This window comes from Parabacteroides goldsteinii DSM 19448 = WAL 12034 (assembly GCF_000969835.1).
GTDB lineage: Bacteria > Bacteroidota > Bacteroidia > Bacteroidales > Tannerellaceae > Parabacteroides > Parabacteroides goldsteinii.
The window spans coordinates 1,777,637-1,796,951 of record NZ_KQ033912.1 but is presented as its reverse complement, the minus strand read 5'-3'; the positions used below and the strand labels follow the sequence as shown (position 1 = coordinate 1,796,951).

General features: G+C 43.0%; 12 protein-coding genes. All 12 read left to right on the top strand.

Annotation, left to right across the window (positions count from 1 at the left end; genetic code table 11):
* Nucleotides 1-120: 120 nt before the first annotated feature.
* Nucleotides 121-786 (top strand): MIP family channel protein, encoded by a 666-nt coding sequence (locus tag HMPREF1535_RS06735; protein WP_007655877.1) that lies wholly within the window; start codon nt 121-123, stop codon nt 784-786.
* A 127-nt stretch (nt 787-913) separates the two neighbouring features.
* Complete coding sequence (locus HMPREF1535_RS06730; protein WP_046145664.1) at nt 914-4,156, top strand: S41 family peptidase; 3,243 nt, start codon at nt 914-916, stop codon at nt 4,154-4,156.
* Nucleotides 4,157-4,330: 174 nt separating this feature from the next.
* A complete protein-coding gene (locus HMPREF1535_RS06725; RefSeq protein ID WP_046145663.1) occupies nt 4,331-4,903 on the top strand; it encodes an RNA polymerase sigma factor in 573 nt (190 codons plus the stop codon).
* A gap of 85 nt (nt 4,904-4,988) precedes the next feature.
* Complete coding sequence (locus HMPREF1535_RS06720) at nt 4,989-5,996, top strand: FecR family protein (protein WP_046145662.1); 1,008 nt, start codon at nt 4,989-4,991, stop codon at nt 5,994-5,996.
* Between the two features lie 512 nt (nt 5,997-6,508).
* Complete coding sequence (locus HMPREF1535_RS06715; protein WP_235438411.1) at nt 6,509-9,640, top strand: SusC/RagA family TonB-linked outer membrane protein; 3,132 nt, start codon at nt 6,509-6,511, stop codon at nt 9,638-9,640.
* A 12-nt stretch (nt 9,641-9,652) separates the two neighbouring features.
* Entirely contained in the window at nt 9,653-11,155 is a 1,503-nt protein-coding gene (locus HMPREF1535_RS06710) for a RagB/SusD family nutrient uptake outer membrane protein (RefSeq protein ID WP_046145660.1), read from the top strand.
* Between the two features lie 83 nt (nt 11,156-11,238).
* A complete protein-coding gene (locus HMPREF1535_RS06705) occupies nt 11,239-12,417 on the top strand; it encodes a sialidase family protein (protein WP_046145659.1) in 1,179 nt (392 codons plus the stop codon).
* Nucleotides 12,418-12,507: 90 nt separating this feature from the next.
* Nucleotides 12,508-14,793, top strand: a complete 2,286-nt coding sequence (locus tag HMPREF1535_RS06700; protein WP_046145658.1) for a family 20 glycosylhydrolase — start codon at nt 12,508-12,510, stop codon at nt 14,791-14,793.
* A 15-nt stretch (nt 14,794-14,808) separates the two neighbouring features.
* Nucleotides 14,809-15,831, top strand: coding sequence for a nucleoside hydrolase (locus HMPREF1535_RS06695; protein ID WP_046145657.1), 1,023 nt, complete (start codon nt 14,809-14,811; stop codon nt 15,829-15,831).
* Nucleotides 15,832-15,889: 58 nt separating this feature from the next.
* Entirely contained in the window at nt 15,890-17,095 is a 1,206-nt protein-coding gene (locus tag HMPREF1535_RS06690; protein WP_046145656.1) for a Gfo/Idh/MocA family protein, read from the top strand.
* A 285-nt stretch (nt 17,096-17,380) separates the two neighbouring features.
* The gene (locus HMPREF1535_RS06685; protein WP_044215198.1) at nt 17,381-17,935 is read left to right on the top strand and encodes an RNA polymerase sigma factor; all 555 of its coding nucleotides are present in this window, start codon (nt 17,381-17,383) and stop codon (nt 17,933-17,935) included.
* Nucleotides 17,936-17,959: 24 nt separating this feature from the next.
* Entirely contained in the window at nt 17,960-19,213 is a 1,254-nt protein-coding gene (locus tag HMPREF1535_RS06680; protein WP_010801423.1) for a FecR family protein, read from the top strand.
* Nucleotides 19,214-19,315 lie beyond the last annotated feature (102 nt).

Sequence of the window (19,315 nt, the reverse complement as noted above, 5' to 3'; positions counted from 1 at the left end):
CTAAAATGCCGAAACAAAGCAAGATAAGCGAATGTTTTATAAATGAAGTATAGTCAATAAGGCGAGATAGTTTATTTATTCCTATTACAAATACTATTTAAAAACAAATTTAGATCACTAATGAAAAAGTATTTAGCAGAAATGATCGGGACGATGGTACTTGTCCTGATGGGTTGTGGTAGCGCAGTATTTGCCGGAACCGTTCAACCGTTTTCTTCAGTAGGTACGTTGGGCGTTGCTTTTGCTTTCGGGCTGGCCGTTCTGACGATGGTTTACACGATCGGTAAGATTTCCGGTTGTCATATTAATCCGGCTATTACGCTGGGTATGTTACTCTCCAAAAGGATTTCAGGAAAAGATGCGGGAATGTATATGATATTCCAGGTGATCGGAGCGATCATCGGCTCGTCTATCCTGTTTATTCTGGCTAAAGATTCCGGTTCGACGACAACACTGACCGGAGCAAACGGTTACCATGATCTTGTTCCGGCCTTTGTGGCAGAAACAGTCTTTACATTCATCTTCTTACTGGTGGTTTTAGGTTCAACATCCAAAGGTGCCAATACCAAGTTTGCCGGTATCGCTATCGGTTTAGCATTGGTTTTGATCCATATTGTTTGTATTCCTATTACCGGAACATCTGTGAATCCGGCACGTAGTATCGGTCCGGCTTTGTTCCAGGGAGGTGAAGCTCTCTCACAATTATGGTTGTTTATCGTAGCTCCGTTCCTCGGAGCGGCTATCGCTGCTCTTGTCTGGAAAGGTATTAATACAGAAGAAGCATAATCCTTTATTATATTTATATTTTATTCCCCCGGCAGGTTATTCTGTCGGGGATTTTTCTTTTAACAAAATGATATTGCCGTACCATGTAATTTTTTACCTTTGCCCGTAGACTAAACTAAAATATAACATGAACAAGAAACTTATTCTTTCCTTGCTCGCTTTAGCCGGTGTTCCTGCCTTAATGATGGCAGCGGATGATGCACGCCTGTTGCGTTTCCCGGCAACGAACGGTAATGAGATTGTTTTCTCGTATGCCGGCGATCTTTATAAAGTTCCTGCAAAAGGAGGTGAAGCTCAACGCCTGACCTCGCATGTCGGGTATGAGATGTTTCCCCGTTTTTCACCGGATGGTAAAACGATCGCTTTTACCGGGCAGTATGACGGGAACACGGAAGTGTACACCATTCCTTCTACTGGTGGAGAACCCTTGCGAATCACTTATACGGCAACCAATAAGCGCGATGACTTGGGTGACCGTATGGGACCGAATAATATTGTAATGAACTGGACTCCCGACGGTACGAATATTGTTTACCGTAACCGGATCAGCGACGGATTTTCCGGTAAACTTTATACTGTAAATAAAGAAGGAGGCCTTTCCGAAGTGATTCCTTTGCCGGAAGGCGGTTTTTGTAGTTATTCACCCGATGGCAAGCGTTTGGCATATAATCGGGTAATGCGTGAATTCCGTACCTGGAAATATTATAAGGGAGGTATGGCTGATGACGTGTGGATTTATGATCCGGAAAAACAATCAGTCGAAAATATCAGTGATAATCCGGCGCAGGATATTATCCCCATGTGGATCGGCGATGAAATATTTTATATTTCCGATCGCGACCGTATTATGAATATCTTTGTCTACAATACAAAGACCAAACAAACGAGCAAAGTAACCGACTTTACGGAATACGATGTTAAATTCCCGAGTGCCAACGGTAATACGATCGTATTTGAGAACGGTGGTTATATCTATAAGATGGATGCCGGTACAAAAAAGCCTGAGAAGGTGAATGTGACGTTGTCATCCGATAATATTTATGCCCGCAGTGAAATAAAGGATGGTTCCGGCTATCTGACTGAAGCGAGTGTTTCGCCGGATGGTGAGCGTGTGGTGGTTACAGCTCGTGGCGAAGTGTTTAATGTCCCGGTAGAAAAAGGCGTGACAAAGAATATTACCCGTTCGCCCGGACAACATGACCGTGAAGCCCAATGGTCGCCTGACGGAAAATATATTGTTTATATTTCGGATGGCACGGGCGAAACAGAGCTTTATCTTCAGGATGCCACTGGTGGTGAACCTGTTCAACTGACAAAAGATAACGATACTTATATCCGTTCTTTTGAATGGAGTCCCGATTCAAAATCAATTGTTTATACCGATCGTAAGAACCGGGTAAACCTGCTTGATGTGGTCGGAAAGAAAACAACCGTATTGTTTCAGAACCCGATGGCGGAGATACGCGACGTAACCTTCTCTCCGGATAGTAAATGGCTGACTTATAGCCGTCCGGCGGAAAATCAGGTGAGTATTGTGTATGTTTATGATATTGCTGCACGTAAGGAATATCCTGTTACGGATAAATGGTACGACTCTCATTCTCCGGCCTTCAGTACAGACGGAAAATACTTGATCTTCGCCTCTTCACGTGACTTTAATCCGACTTATGGCTCTTTGGAATGGAACCATGTTTATAATAATATGGGAGGTGTTTATCTGGCGTTGCTTCAAAAAGATACTCCTTCTCCATTCCTTCAGAAAGATGCCGAAGTAAAAGTTGCTAAAGAAGAAACGGCTAAGAAAGAGGATAAAAAGAAAGAAGATAAAGATAAGAAAGATGTTTCGACAGAAACCGGTGTAAAGATTGATCTGGAAGGTATAACCGACCGTATTATCAAACTTCCTTTACCGGGCTCTTATTATGGCAATTTTTATTCGGATGGCGAAAAAGTCTGGTATTATGGTCGCGGCGGAACAAAAGTGTACGATTTGAAAAAACAAAAAGAAGATACTGTTGCTGACGGAGCTTCCATGTCTGTTACTCCGGGAAGTAAAAAAGCCCTTTTCTATAAAGGAGGACAGATCTATGTGACCGACATACCTTCCGGCAGTGTTGATTTGAGTAATGCAGTCGATCTTTCCAATATGAAGATTACGGTGGATTATCCGAAAGAATGGGCACAGATATTCGATGAGGCATGGCGTGCTTACCGTGATGGTTTCTATGTAGAAAACATGCATGGTGTGGACTGGAAAGCGATCAAAGAAAAATATGCCGTTCTTCTTCCTTACGTGAAGACTCGTCTGGATCTGAATTATGTGATCGGTGAAATGATTGGCGAACTGAATTGCGGCCATGCTTATGTGAATCCGGGTGAACTGGATCGTCCGGAGCGTGTGCAGACCGGTCTGTTAGGTGCTGAGATTTCACGTGACAAGAGTGGATTCTTCCGTCTGGAAAAGATATTACCGGGAGCATCCTGGAGTAAAGACCTGCGTTCTCCGTTGACAGAACCGGGTATCGAGGCGAAAGCCGGAGAGTTTATCGTTGCAATCGACGGGATTCCGACTAACAGTGTAAAGGATATGTATTCTTTGTTGGTTGGTAAAGCCGGTATCCCGACAGAACTTTCGTTGAACAGCAAGCCTGAATTGGGGGGAGCTCGTAAAATTGTGATCAGTCCGTTGGCTGAAGAATATTCGTTGTATCATTACAACTGGGTACAGGATAATATCAAGAAAGTGGATAAAGCGACTAACGGCCGTGTAGGATATATCTATATTCCGGATATGGGCGTAGACGGATTAAATGAATTTGCCCGTTATTTCTATCCTCAGCTGGATAAGGAAGGTTTGATCATCGACGACCGTGCCAATGGTGGTGGAAATGTATCTCCGATGATCTTGGAACGTCTTTTCCGCGAACCGTATCGTCTGACCATGCGTCGTGGTTCGAACCATATCGGTACTGTTCCGGATGCCGTACAGGTGGGTCCGAAGGTTTGTTTGATCAATAAATATTCTGCATCGGATGGCGACCTGTTCCCCTGGGGATTCCGTGCTTTGGGACTGGGTAAGCTGATCGGAACCCGTACCTGGGGTGGTATCGTCGGCATTAGTGGCCCGTTGCCTTACATGGATGGAACTGATATCCGTGTACCTTTCTTCACCAGCTATGATCCGAAGACGGGTCAGTGGATTATCGAAAACCATGGTGTCGACCCGGATATCCTGATCGACAATGATCCTATTAAGGAATGGAATGGCGAAGACCAGCAACTGAACAAGGCTATCGAAGAAGTAATGAAAGACCTTCAGAACCGTAAACCGTTGGCTCCGGTTCCGGCTCCGAGGGATTTCAGCAAATAATGTTGAAGTAAAATATGGAAGAAAGGATATCTCACAGCATGGGGTATCCTTTTTTCATTTACATGCTTAAATTACTTTTTTACTGCCAGAAGAACATGCAATAAATTGATTTGCCGATGAATGAAGTTTATTATTTTATATATTTGTGACCGTTAATATGGAAATGGAGAAAGCATGCTAGAGGAAAGGAGATTATTAAAAGAGTTAACCGAAGGATCAGAGTTTAGTTTTAATGCTCTGTACAACCTATGGGCCTCCAGACTTTACCATTTTGCGTTCTCTTATTTGAAATCAGACAGTGCGGCGAAAGATGTCGTGCAGGAAACATTTGTAAAGATCTGGTCTAATAGAACGAGTATTAATCCGGATGCCTCTTTTAAGGCTTATTTATTTACTATCTCCTATCATTTTTTATTGAAAGAACTTCGTCGTCAGTTGAATCATCCGCAGATGGAGGATTACCTGGATTTTAAAAAAGAACTTATTTCGACTGATAACGTAGAAGCTAAATATGATTTCGACCTTTTTCTAAAAGAGTTGGAAGTTGCCAAGCAAAAACTGACACCCCGGCAAAGGGAGATATTTGTTTTGAATAAGGAATATAATCTTTCCGTTACAGAAATCGCTTCCCGGCTATCTATAACGGAGCAAGTGGTGCGTAACCAACTTTCAGCTGCATTGAAAGTGTTGCGCAACGAATTATCCAACTATTCCTATTTATTTATACTTTTCACGATTTATTTCTGAAAATATGTTTTATAGCATGCGGAAGCGTATGTTATAAATTTAACCTTTCAGGATATTACTCATAAACGAACGAAATTTCCAGCTTATGAGTACATCATTATATAGAAATTTGAAAGATTGGTTAACGAAATATCAGACTGAACAAATTAGTCGGAAAGAATTTCGTGAACTCAGGAAAGAAATCAATAATCATTCGGATGAGGAACTTTTCCCTGTATTGCTTGATAGTTGGAATAGTTGGGATAATAACGGAAGTTTATCGTCTGAAGATGCCCAAAGTTTATTGGTTCGTATCCGGCAGGAGATGAACATAATACCAGCTCCTAAAATTAGAAAATTTAACTGGCGACAAATTGCTGCGGCTATAGCATTTCTGATTATGGGAAGCTTGTCAGTTTATTTATATGTAGATAACCGTGAAATTACTCAGTTGGCGGACCGAATCATGGAAGTTAAAGTCGGAAAAGGAGAGCGGGTTTCAATTACTTTACCGGATGGAACAGCTGTAAAGCTTAATTCAGAGTCTATACTTTCTTATAAACAGGATTTTGGGAAAAAAGACCGGCGTGTATCTCTTTCTGGTGAAGGATATTTTGATGTACAAAAAGACGTGCAAAAGAAATTTGTAGTGAATACCGAATTTATGGATATTGAAGTAACGGGTACTTCGTTCAATGTATATGCTTATTCAAATAAGGATATATTGGAAATGGCATTAGTGCAGGGGAGTGTTACTGTTTCTTCTGTTCGTCCACCTTTTGAGAGGCTGAATGTAGTTCCTAACGAGAAAGTCATTTATGATAAAAAAACGGGGACAATGAAGAAAATAACGACTTCGAATGTATTGGAAACTGCTTGGGTAAGTAAAGAACTGGTGTTCAGGTCTGAATCGATGGATGCAGTATTAAAGAGAATAGGGCGGAAATATGGTGTCTCTTTTGAAATTATGGATTCCTCACTTGTTAAGGATACCTATACCGGTGTGTTTGATAAGGAAGAGATTGAAGAGGTTATAGATATATTGAAAGTGCACTATGGTTTTGATTACAAAATAAAAGGGAATGAAGTTCAACTTTTTGCGACAAATAAATAGAGTGTTAATCTTAAAAAAATAAGCATTATGAAAACATAGGAAAGAGAAAAAATATCCGGAAAGCGGGCAGGCTCTCCGGATAAATCGTCGAATTCAGTTTCGCGAAGCTATGTGATGGCATAGCAGTAAAAAAACTAAAAGTCAACTTTAAATTTTTTATTATGAATGTTATTCAACACTTAATTAAGTTAAGATGTAAAAGTACGAATTTTTGTGTAACAAACTTGTTACTTGTACTAAGTTTTATCTTTTTAACAACTATACCAGCGAATGCGCAAACAGGTAATGTTAACCTGAAACTAAAGAATGTCACATTGCCTCGTCTTTTTCAAGAAATAGAAAAGCAATCAACTTACCGTTTTTCTTATCGGGATGCTGATCTTGTGGGAAAAGCCCCCGTTACAGTATCAGTGAAAGAACGGTCACTGAAAAGTGTTTTGACTGATATACTATCGAAACGAAATCTTCAATATCAGGTATCGGGTAATAAAATTTTGATAACTGTTTCTTCTGTGCAAACTCCGAAATCGACAGGAAAAAAAGAAGTTAGCGGAGTTGTTGTTGATGAAAGAGGCGAACCTGTTATCGGTGTCAATATTTCAGAGAAAGGAACGACTAACGGAACTATTACGGATATGGATGGTCGATTTTCTTTCAAAGTAGGCAATAACAGTAGTTTGCTAGTTTCCTATATCGGATATGACGGTCAGGAAATATCCGTTAGAGGGAAAAACCAGTTTAATATTACTCTAAAGGAAAATTTACAGGCTTTGGATGAAGTAGTCGTGATCGGATATGGTACGCAATCACGTGAATTGTTGACGACATCTGTTTCAAAGGTTGATAATAAGGTGTTGGAAAGCGTGCCTTATGGTAATCTGGCGTCTGCTTTGCAAGGATCGGTTTCCGGTGTGAGGGTGCAAAGTACTTCCGGACAACCCGGTGAAGCTCCCCGTATTGTTGTACGTGGCGGTACTTCTATTCAGAACCCGGACGGGGCTGCTCCTTTATATGTGGTCGACGGTATTACGCGCGACGACATCAATCATTTGTCAAGTAATGACATCGAGTCCATACAAGTATTGAAAGATGCTGCGTCTACTTCCATTTACGGAGCGAAAGGTTCGAACGGTGTTGTTATCGTAACGACTAAGTCGGCTAAGGCTGGTAAGGCTTCGGTTTCTTATTCATATGACTTTACCATATCAACGATAGGGAAGAAATATAAGATGGCGAATGCTAAAGATTATCTGACTATGCATCGTACGGGTATGATCATGCAGGATAAATTCCCGGATGCAAGCAGCGAATTAGGGATGGCACATGGTTATGGTACAGGAAATGATTTAACCAATCAAACAGCATTCACCACACAGTATTTGAATGATTCGAACCGACATAAACTGAATGAGGGTTGGCAAAGCATGCCGGATCCTGTAGATCCTTCTAAGACATTGATATTCCAGGATAATAAGACGTCGGATTTGGCTTATCGCACCGGCTTTTCACATAACCATCACGCCGAAGTGAGTGGTAGTTCCGAACGGGCAAAATTCCTGGCCGGTATAGGTTATCTGAAAAACGAAGGAACATTGCGTGCAACGGATTATAATCGTTTTTCTTTCAATATTAATGGCGAAGTAAAGGTATTGGATAATTTGAACGTTACGGGAAGAGTGTATTATTCCAATACAAGAACGCATTCATCGCCTTTCGGCACCGATGTTTCATTTTTCAGAAATGCTAGTTTAGCCCCGACTGCCAAGATTTATTTTGAGGATGGCTCGTATGCTCCCGGTGCGCAATGGGGGATGAGTAACCCGTTATATTCTATGTCGATTGCGAAATATACGGATAAATCGGAGAACTATACGTTGTCGTTGGGTGCGGACTGGACGATCTTGCCGGGACTTTCCTTCAAACCTCAAATCGCCTTGTATAAAACGAATACCGATAAAAACCGTTTTATGCCGGCGTATTGGAATGGACCGAGTCAACAGATAAAAACGAGAGAGGCTTCTGCCTATCATACCGAATGGTCGCATTATCAGGCAGACGCTGTACTGGACTATACGAAGACGTTTTGGGAAGATCACAATTTGTCTGCTATGTTAGGATTGAATTATACGGAACGTATTATCGATTCGATCGAAGCTGCCGGTAGAGGCGGGGCTACGGATAATATTACGACTGTGAACGGTATTGCGGAAAGAACCAAGGCTTCAAGTTCGAGTACTACGCATAAGATGATGGGATATTTCGGACGAATTAATTACAATTACAAAAACAAATATCTGTTGACCTTTAGCGCCCGTTATGATGGCGCCTCTAACTTAGGACGTAATAACAGATACGGATTTTTCCCGGGAGTTTCGGGAGGTTGGCATATTGACCAGGAGAATTTTTATCCGGACGGACTGAAGAAAATCGTGAAAGCCAAATTGCGTGCCAGCTATGGTGTGAACGGTAATATCAACGGACTTGCCGATTGGGCCGCTGACGGTAATTATAGTGTGGGACAGACATTTTTCGGAAATCCTGCTATCCGTATCAGTATCCCGGCAAATAATGATGTGAAATGGGAACGCTCGAAGACATTCGATATCGGTGGTGATTTTAAATTCTTGAATGGCCGACTGAATATTACGGCTGATTATTTTAGAAGAAAGACCGATCATTTGATTACAATGCTTACGTTGCCGCCATCTACAGGTCTGGGGGAGGTTTATACTAATCTGGGAAGCCTCGAGAATAAAGGTGTAGAACTGGAAATCAATGCTGAAGTACTCCGTTTTGGGAAAGATGGCAGTTGGACGATCGGGTTTAACGCATCGAGGGTAAAGAACAAGATTTTGGAATTACCGGAAAACGGTGTGGAAAACAATCGTATCGGAGGTGAATATGTATGGGATGCATCCAAAAAACAACATACCTGGCAAGGTGGCTTGCAGGAGGGAGGAACTATGGGGGATATGTTCGGATATAAACAATTGGGTGTTTATTCAACCGATGAAGAGGCAGCCAAAGCTCCGCAAGACATGCTTATAACTATTGAAGACAGAACAAAGTTCGGAGGTGATGTAAATTGGTTGGATGCAGACGGTGACGGTAAGATCGATTCGAAAGACCGGATATATATAGGAAATCAATATCCGAAATGGACGGGCGGTGTTTCCAGTAATTTGTCGTTCAGTGGTTTCGACTTCTATGTAAGGGCAGACTATACAGCCGGACATACGATTTATAACTGGGCGAGGATGTTTATGGATTATACTTTGTTCGGAAGCAATAATATGACGCAGGATGTTGTAAAATACTCCTGGAAAAAGCAAGGAGATGTAACGGATTATCCTCGTTTTTACAGAGGTAATTTCACACAGTGCAATGCAACGGGAGCAAGACCCGGATCAATGTATTACGAAAAGGGTAATTTCCTGTGTTTCCGTGAGGTGACTCTTTCTTATTCTTTCTTGCCTGAGATATTTAAAAAAGCGAGAATCAGTAATGTACGTGTATCCGTAACAGGTAGCAACCTTTTGTATATTACAAGTTATAAGGGGCTGAACCCTGAAGATGGAGGAACCGATAACGGGCGCTATGCAATGCCTAGAAACGTGACTTTTTCAGCTAATCTTACATTTTAAAAACATGACGTTATGAAAAATAGAATCAGAATAATTAGAAACGCAATAATAGCCGTCTTGTTTACTTCGTTAGTAAGTTGTGATGTGCTGGATGTAGAACTACCGAGTGTAATCAGTGGCAATTCGTTTTGGAAAACAGAAGAAGATATCAAGGCTGCAATTCAGGGAATGTATACTCACTTGAGAGAAGTTGACGAAGAATTGTTTTTATTGGGCGAATCCCGTGCCGAGACAACTGGTTTGAATGCAGCAGGTAGTGCTGGTGGGTATGATATTTATTTTAATAATACGCTTACCTCCGCAACGGTCGGGGCTGAGTGGAAAACCTTCTATTCGTTAATCAATTCGTGTAACTTGATTATCAAATATGCGGAAGGTGTCAATTTTAATTCCCAGGCAGATAAAAACTATTATTTGGCACAAGCTTATGTGATGAGAGCCTGGGCCTACTATGTAATGGTCCGCTCTTGGGGAGACTTGATTATCCGTACCGAACCGGTTGAGGGTACAGATCCTAAAGTGCTTTACAAAGAGAGATCGTCTGTCGCAGAAGTATTCACACTTATCAAAAGTGATATCGATAAATCGATTGAACTCTTTGCCGACCATCCGAATAGCGGCGCGCCTGCCAGTGGAAGAATCTATTGGAATAAACCAGCGGCAAATGCTTTAAAAGGTGATGTTTATCTTTGGACGGGAAAACGGCTGAATGGAGGGGAAAAGGATTTCACAATTGCTTTGAATGCTTTGAAGGAAGTTAAGCAACCGGGAGTTGATTTGATCGCTGATTTTGGTAAAATATTTGATGTAAGCAATAAGTTCAACTCGGAACTTCTATTTTGTGCTCATTATCAGAAAGACGAAAGAAATCATAACTTCTATTGGCATACTTGGATCATCCAGGCAGGCGTTCCGGGAAATATCGATGATGAAACCAGAAATATGCTTTTCCCGACAGGCGGCGGTCAGGCGCTTACTTGCCCCACGAAATTGTTGGTCGACTCGTATGATCCCGATGATACCCGAAAGGCAGGCACATTGTATGAAATATATACCTATGACGAAGCTGGCAACCGGGAATATTATCAAAGCGTGTGTATGAAGGGGAAAGGACTGGTTGAATCCGGACACAGATACTTTATGAGCCATGTTATTCTTTACCGCTATGCTGATGTTCTCCTGATGATGGCAGAAGCGAAAAATGCCTTAGACATGGATCCTTCCGATGAAATCAACCAGATAAGAAAAAGAGCATATGGAGAAAACTTCGACAAACATGTCTTTGTCAACGGTTCAAAAGAATATAATGATGAAGTGATTCTGAAAGAACGCTTGTTGGAGTTTGCCTTTGAATGTAAAAGATGGTGGGATTTATTACGTTTTGACAAAGCGTTCGATTTGGTTCCGTCTCTTCAGAATAAAAAAGGAAAAGATTATCTGAAATTATTCCCTATCAGCGATAATTTGATGAGTAAAGAACCCATGGTAAAACAAAACCCGGGATACGATAACTGACCAATAATAGTAAAATTCTCAAAGAAAAATTGAGTACAAAATTTTATTATTGAAGTCTATAATACAAAACAAATACTAAAAAAATGAGAATATTTTTGATAATACTCTTTGCTTTCTCCTGCTTTTCAGGCAATATACTGGCAAAAGAGTTGAACAAACAGCCGGGAGTACGAAAAATAAAAGATGTGGTTGTATACGACGACCCGCAGTTTTACGTAGCATTTCCTTCTGTTGTAAAAAGCGGTGATGATTATCTGGTCGCCTTCCGCCGTGCCCCTAACAGGGTCATGTTGAAAGAGCCGTACCCGACACATACCGATTTGAATAGTTACTTAGTAATGGTCCGTTCCAAAGATGGTGAAACCTGGACAAAAAATCCCGAATTAATTTATGCACATCCTTTTGGAGGATCCCAGGACCCCTGTCTGTTGACACTGAGAGACGGAACGTTGCTTTGTACGAGCTACGGTTGGACACATCTCCGGGAAGATGCCATTGCCCAGTTGGAGCAACCTGTCTACCACGAAGGAGGCTGGGTTGCTTTGGGCGGATATATTATGCGTTCCTTTGATAATGGCAAGACATGGGAAGGACCGATCTATCCTACCGCAGTGAAAGATGGAATCTATAAAGACCCGATGGGAAACCCGTTATCTGCCTATAACAGAGGAGCCTTGTATGAAGGTAAAAGCGGAAGAATTTTTTGGGTAGTGGCTGCCATGGATGACTATCCGCTTACAAAAACATCCAATCACCTGCTTTATTCGGACGACAAAGGGTTGACCTGGCAATACGCAAGTATCGTGGCAACTCATGAGAAATTCATATTCAATGAAGCTTCTGTTTATGAGACACCTAAAGGAGATATAGTCGCATTCATACGTACCGAGAACCCGGAAACACGCGCCTGCATCGCTCGTTCTACAGACGGTGGAAAAACGTTTAAATGGCAACCGATGGGTTTTTACGGACACCCGCTGGCGGCTGTAAGGCTACCGGACGACCGCGTGTTTCTGACATACGGTTACCGGGAGAAACCCTGTGGCGTACGGGCCCGGATTTTAAATGCAGAATGTACAGACTTTGCAACCGCAGAGGAAATCATACTTCGTGATGATAACGGACCCGGTACAGACGTGGGCTATTCATGGCCGGTTGTGCTAGATAATAACAAAGTACTGGTCGTTTACTATATAACCAAAGACAACGGTCAGCGTTATATCGGGGGTACGATCCTGGAAGTAGACCCAAAGAAAAAATAGCATATTGATTTTCTGCTTAAAATAAGAGGGGGAGAGGTCGACAGACCTCCCTCCGCTTTATAACTCCTAACATGTAAGATATAACTCAAAATGAAAAGATACTTCGTATATCTGTTTTTTTATTCTTTCATATCCTGCCATCTTTCTGTGGAAGATAAAGTGTACAATTCCGGAATACATATCATACCGGAACCCTTACAGCTGGAAGTTCGACAAGGCGTCTTTCCTGTCAGCAACTCGACCACTTTATCATTGGAAAATGGTGATTGGGAAAAAGAAGCCTCTGTATTAATGAATAAGCTGGAAGAAGCAAGCGGATATAAACTCTCTTTTTCGGATAACTCTTCCAATAATTGCATTAGGTTCAAAACGAATGAAAACCTGGGAGAAGAAGGATACGAAATAGAAGTAGACGACCGGCAAATATCACTTTCGGCCGCCACAGAAAAGGGTATGTTTTATGCTATACAAACATTCTTCCAACTCTTACCGGCAGAAATCGAAAGTGCGAAGCCATTGAAAATGAAACTATCTGTTCCTGCTGTTAAAATTGCAGACCATCCACGGTTCAGTTACAGAGGAGTGATGATAGACGTGAGCCGCCATTTCTTTACCGTGGAAGAACTGAAAAAACAGATATCCGTGATGGCCATGCTTAAACTGAACCGCCTGCATTTGCATCTGACGGATAATCAGGGATGGCGTATAGCTATCGATAAGTATCCGCAACTGGTTGAATATTCTGCCGTACAGGAAACATATAATGAAGAGTTATACGGTCCTTGCTATTATACAAAAGAAGATATAAAAGAACTGGTAGCCTATGCCGACCGTCATCATATAGAGGTGATACCCGAGATAGAGTTCCCGGGACACAGTTTGTCGGCCCTGGTTCCTTTCCCCGGATTGTCATGTAGTGGCGGACCTTTTAAAAGTGAACAGGTCTTTGGCTATGAAGAGAATGTCTTTTGTGTAGGCAACGACTCCGTATTCACTTTTATGGAAAATGTATTGACGGAAATAGCTGAACTATTTCCAGCCCGCTATTTACACATCGGGGGAGATGAATGTGTTAAGAGATATTGGCAAACATGTCCCCGTTGCCAGGCATTAGCCAAAAGGCTGAACCTCCGCCCAACTCCGGAGCACTCGGTGGAAGAACAATTGCAAAGCTATGCCATCAAACGGATGGAGCGTTTTATCTCCGGTACGTTGGGTAAACGCATGATCGGTTGGGAAGAAATTCTGGAAGGCGGATTGCCTGAAGATGCAACCGTAATGAGCTGGAAAGGCACCGAATGCGGAGCCAAGGCAGCAGCCACAGGCCACGACGTTGTTATGGCTTCCATGGCCGACGGTCTCTACCTATGTGCTGCACAAGGCGCCGATGAAGTAGAACCGGCTGCTATGGGCGGACAATCTTACCTGAAAGACGTATACGATTTCGAGCCGCTTCCAAAAGAGTTGGCTCCCGACAAAAGAAAACATGTAATCGGTACCCAAGCATGCTTATGGAGCGAATGGACGCCCTCCGGAGAACTGTTGGAATACATGCTCTATCCCCGAACCATGGCTTTGGCGGAAACAGCCTGGACAACACCCGAAAAGAAAAACTGGGACGACTTCCTGCGCCGTCTGGAAAACATGCAGGTCCGTTTGGATTTGAAAGGCATCAATTACCACATTCCGCTTCCGGAAGGAGAATTGACGACCAACAAAGTCTTTACCGGAGATTCTGTCGTGTTGGAATTTAAAAACAGCCGTTCCCTGCCTATGGTCTATACGACAGACGGATCAACTCCCGACATGCATGCTCCCTCTTTGCCGGAGCGGTTAGTACTGCACCAGCCGTGTACACTCAAAGTCTGTACAAAGACTGCAAGCGGCAAACTCAGTCCGATACGTACCATAAACGTTGACAAGCAAACACCCAGACCCGCAGTCGACGGTATCTGCAACGGACGAATCCACCTCCGGCTGGCAAACGGCCTTTTTAAGGATCATAACGACTTTGCAAAAGCAGTATACGAAACAGATACGATAATAAACTCTTTTGCTGCATATAATAACAATAAATTCGATTTCAAAACCCCCGGACTGGCATGCTATTCCGGCGAAATCGAAGTACCGGAGACGGGTATTTACACTTTTAAATCGAACGCGGATGAGTTGTGGATTGCAGAAAGACTAGTAATCTGCAATCCCACCTCTTCCCGCTTTTATGAGCAGAAGACGCAGATCGCCCTCGAAAAAGGTGTTCATTCTTTCGACCTCGTATTTTCCAACCGCTTGAAAGAAGGATTTGCCACCTGCTGGTACCCAATCGATTTTCAATACCTTCCGCCTTCCGGTGGCGAGTGGATAAAAAGCAATTAAAATTTTGTATAAACCATGAAGCACATATATAAACTATTGTTGGCAACTATCCTGTTGGGAAGTTGCCAAACCGACGGAAGCCAGACGGATTTGAATATAAACAGAAATCCGGACGAACTCTTCCTGAATACGACTCCCCATAAAAAAATGATCGTCGACGTCGACATGTGTACCGATGTAGACGACGCTTGTGCCCTGCGGATCGCAACAGCACTCGACGACGACGGCATCATTGACCTGCAAGGAGTAGCCTTTTCCGTAAACGGACCCAATAACCTCGATGCCCTGCGCGGTTTTCTCCTTCACGAAGGCAAGCCCGATGTATTGATAGGAAAAAGCGCGGTAGCCAACCCGCCTGAAGAATCACCCTACTGGGATCTGATGGCCGAATATAGCGATGGCAAGGTGGATGCCTACGAAGCTGTAAAAATGTACCGCAAAATACTCGCCGAAAGCGATACCCCGGTCGATATTGTTACAACCGGCTACACCACCAACATCGAGTGCCTGCTGAAAAGCGAACCCGACGAATACTCCGAGCTTACGGGCCAGGAACTCGTCAAAAGAAAATGCGGACAACTCTACGTCGTAGGCGCAACCTATCCGGAAGGGCGTTGCAACAACATCTGGTTTGCCCCCGCAGCCCGTACGGCGGCAGATTATATCAGCAAGCATTGGCCCTATCCGATACTCTTTTTCACCAACAATGTAGGCGGATTGCTCGTATGCGGCGCCGGCTTGCAACAGGTAGACACCGAGCGCAAAGACATCGTAACCCGTGCCTTATACGCCTTCGGAACCGATACCGGACGGCTTGCCTGGGACCCTTTCGGCGTATGGTGTGCCGGATATGCCTGTGGTAAAATCAACCGGCTGGGCTTCAAACGAGTAAATATATTCATTGATACCGAAACGGGGCGCAATACATTTGCCGATGCAACCGACGGAAAGCATTACGTCATCTATCCGCTATGCAATAACAAAAACTATTATAATGCCATGATGGATCACCTGTTAATTAAAAAAGCCAAACTTTAATTGCTGACCGAATTATTTAATACCCATTTAAAACACATTTTTTAATACATAAAAGAATATGGAAAAGATAAACAGACGACAGTTCATAAGCCAGTTCGGACTGGCCACAGCAGCCATGTGCGTTTCGCCACGCTTCGCATTTGCCAAGCCACTCGCTTCGGATAAGAAAATCCGTCTGGGCGTAGTTGGAGGCAACTTCGGTTTAGGTTTTTTCTTCCACGAACATCCCAACTGCATCGTTGAAGCTGTGAGCGATCTGGACACCCAACGGAGAAACAAACTGATGGAAGTCTACCAATGTAAAAAATCATACGAATCGCTGGAGAAACTGCTCCGCGACCCCAAAGTCGAAGCCGTAGCCCTCTTCACCCCGGCACCCGACCATGTGCGCCACACGATCCAGTGCCTCGAGGCCGGCAAACACGTGCTCTGCGCCGTTCCGGCCGCCATGAACGAAGAAGAATGCCATCAGTTGCTTGAAGCCGTGAAGCGTTCAGGGCTCACCTACATGATGGCCGAAACAACCACCTACCGCGAAGAAACCATGATGGCACAGGAATACTATCGCGCAGGCAAGTTCGGAAACATCTTCAGCAGTGCGGCCCACTACTACCATCCCGGCCTGGAAACCTTGTATTTCGACGAAAACAAGAAACCGACCTGGCGACACGGCCTCCCGCCGATGCTATACCCTACGCATGTTACCTCTTTCCTGATCGCCGTCACCGGCGAAAGACTCGTAAGCGTAGCCTGCAACGGTTGGGGCGATGGAAGCCCGCTTTTGAACAACAACCCTTATGGTAACCCTTTCTGGAATGAGACTGCACTCTTCCGTACCGACAAGGGCAACTCCTTCATGGGCGAAGTATGCTGGCGAGGTGCGCTGGTAGGTGTTGAAAGAGGCCAGTGGCATGGCGACAAAATGAGCTACTATTCCGAATACAAAGGCCTGGGCTCGCATCAGGTAGTCGCCAGCGAAATGCAAGGCAAAGACGAAGGCGGCTTCGTTGTCGACGAACCCGAAATGCACTTTGTCGAAATGAAGCCCTTCTGGAAGACCGGCCTGCCCGGAAAGATCAGCCATATCAGCGGACACGGCAACTCGCATTGTTTCATTACCCACGAGTTCATCAGCTCACTTGTGGAAAACCGCAAGCCCGGGGTCGATGTACATGAAGCGCTGGCTTACACCATCCCTGGTATCATTGCCCACAAATCGGCCATGCACGACGGCGAGTTATTGAAGATACCGGTATTCGATTAAACATTTATACATGTATAAAATATACCATGACTAATACATTTTTACATTTTTTTTCATGCTATAGAATTGTGTGATAACCAATGCAGCCGGTCTGTGACAGATCGGCTGCATTCTTGTATGTTCTGCCTTTAGTGATGTTCCACTTGTAAGGAATGGCGTAATATAGGTAGTTCCCCGACTAATTCTCCTTCTTGGAAATAAAATTTGAAAAATTTCAGTAAGAAATTGAGTACAATTTTTTAATATTAAAGTCTGTATAATAAATAAAGGAAAATGAGCGACCAGATGCACATAGATAGTCTATGGAAGCGCTTTCTTAAAGGCGACGACCGAGCATATACAGAGTTGTACAACCTGTATATAGACGACTTGTTCGCCTACGGCATGCACTTTACCACCAACCGCGAGTCGGTTAAAGATTGTATTCAGGAGGTTTTTATCTCTCTATATAAAGATCGTTCCAAACAAAGGAAAGTAAATAATATAAAAAGTTACCTTTTTGTATCGTTGAAAAACGAACTGTTCGATCTGTTCAAAAAAAGTGTTGAATATTATCAGATAGAGACAATAGAACCTGTTTTTCAAACGGAATATTCCGTAGAAGACCAGTTTCTGAAAAATGAGACTGCTAGTAATAATGTTGCCAGGGTGAAAAAACTTTTGCAGGTCTTGTCGCCCAAGCAAAACGAAGTGATCTATTATCGCTATGTAGAAGAGATGTCGTACGATGAAATAGGAGAACTGATGCACATGAACAATCAATCTGTACGTAACCTGGTTCATCGCTCTATCCTGAAGATAAGAGAACTCATGCATAATGATATATTTGTTCGTTTTTGATAAATTGATTATTGGATTAACAAGATGGAGAAGAAATATAAGAAATATACAGTAGATGAATTATTGCAGGATGATTATTTCATATCATCTATCTTGCATCCTACACAGGAGAGCCGCGAGTTTTGGGATTTTCTGATACAAAGTGGCAACTTGTCGGCACAGGATTTTGAAGAAGCGGCTTTTTTTATCGAGGTAGTACACTCTCCTAAAGAAAAACTCCTTCGTAAAGAAAAAGAAGCATTGTGGAGTAAAATAGAAATAGAAAATAAAAGTTCTCTGAAGAAAAAAATACGGACGCTTTATGCCGCCTGCTTCTCGGCCGTGGCATGTGTATTTATTTTGTTGGGTGTATCGCTCTATTTCTTTTATGAAAGCAACCGGCAGGGAGATAATATGATTGATATGATTGCCGCTTTCAAAAAAGAGAAGAATGTACAGCCCGGATCAGACATTTGCCTGGTGTTGTCGGACAACAAACAAATGAGATTTGAAGAAGACAATACAGATGTCAAATACGACGATAAAGGACAAATCAAGGTCAATTCCCAAACGGTAATGGAGGGAAATAAGGATAAAAAGGCAGTTGGCGATAAAAAAGAAAAAGAGGCGACAGTTACCTATAACCAGTTAATCGTACCTAAAGGCAAACATTCCACCTTGTTGCTGTCCGACGGCACCAAACTTTGGGTGAATGCCGGATCGCATGTCATATTTCCCGTCTCGTTCAAAGGCGATAAGAGGGAGATTTATGTAGATGGCGAAGTCTTTCTCGACGTAACCCGCAACGAAGGCAATCCCTTTGTTGTGAAAACAGACCGGATGGCTGTCGAGGTGTTGGGAACCTCCTTTAATGTCAAGTCGTATGGTCATGAAGAGACGGATGATGTCGTATTGGTGACAGGTTCCGTACATGTCCGCACGGAAGCAGGCCGGAAAGCCGAGTTGATTCCTAATCAACGGTTCCGGTGTACATCGGCCGGCGATGTGGATATTCAGACTGTAGATGTATATGATTATATATCCTGGAAAGATGGTTTGTTGCAATATAAAAAAGAACGTCTATCCGTCATATTGCAGCGATTGTCGGATTATTATGGAAAACCGATCCAATGGGAGCCGGAATTGGAACGCCTGACTTGCTCGGGTAAACTGGATTTGAAGGATGATATGGAAAAAGTCTTGAACGGATTAACCAAGATGATTCCCGTAAAGTTCGTGAAACAAGATGATTGCTATTATTTTAGCGTAACCCCCTTAAACAGCAAGCCTATGGAGTAATGAGTATAAAAAAACCGGATAACATACCCCTACATTATCCGGCATAATTCAAATTGAAAATTTCACAGAGTATCAACTTAAATCAATACAAATGTATGATAA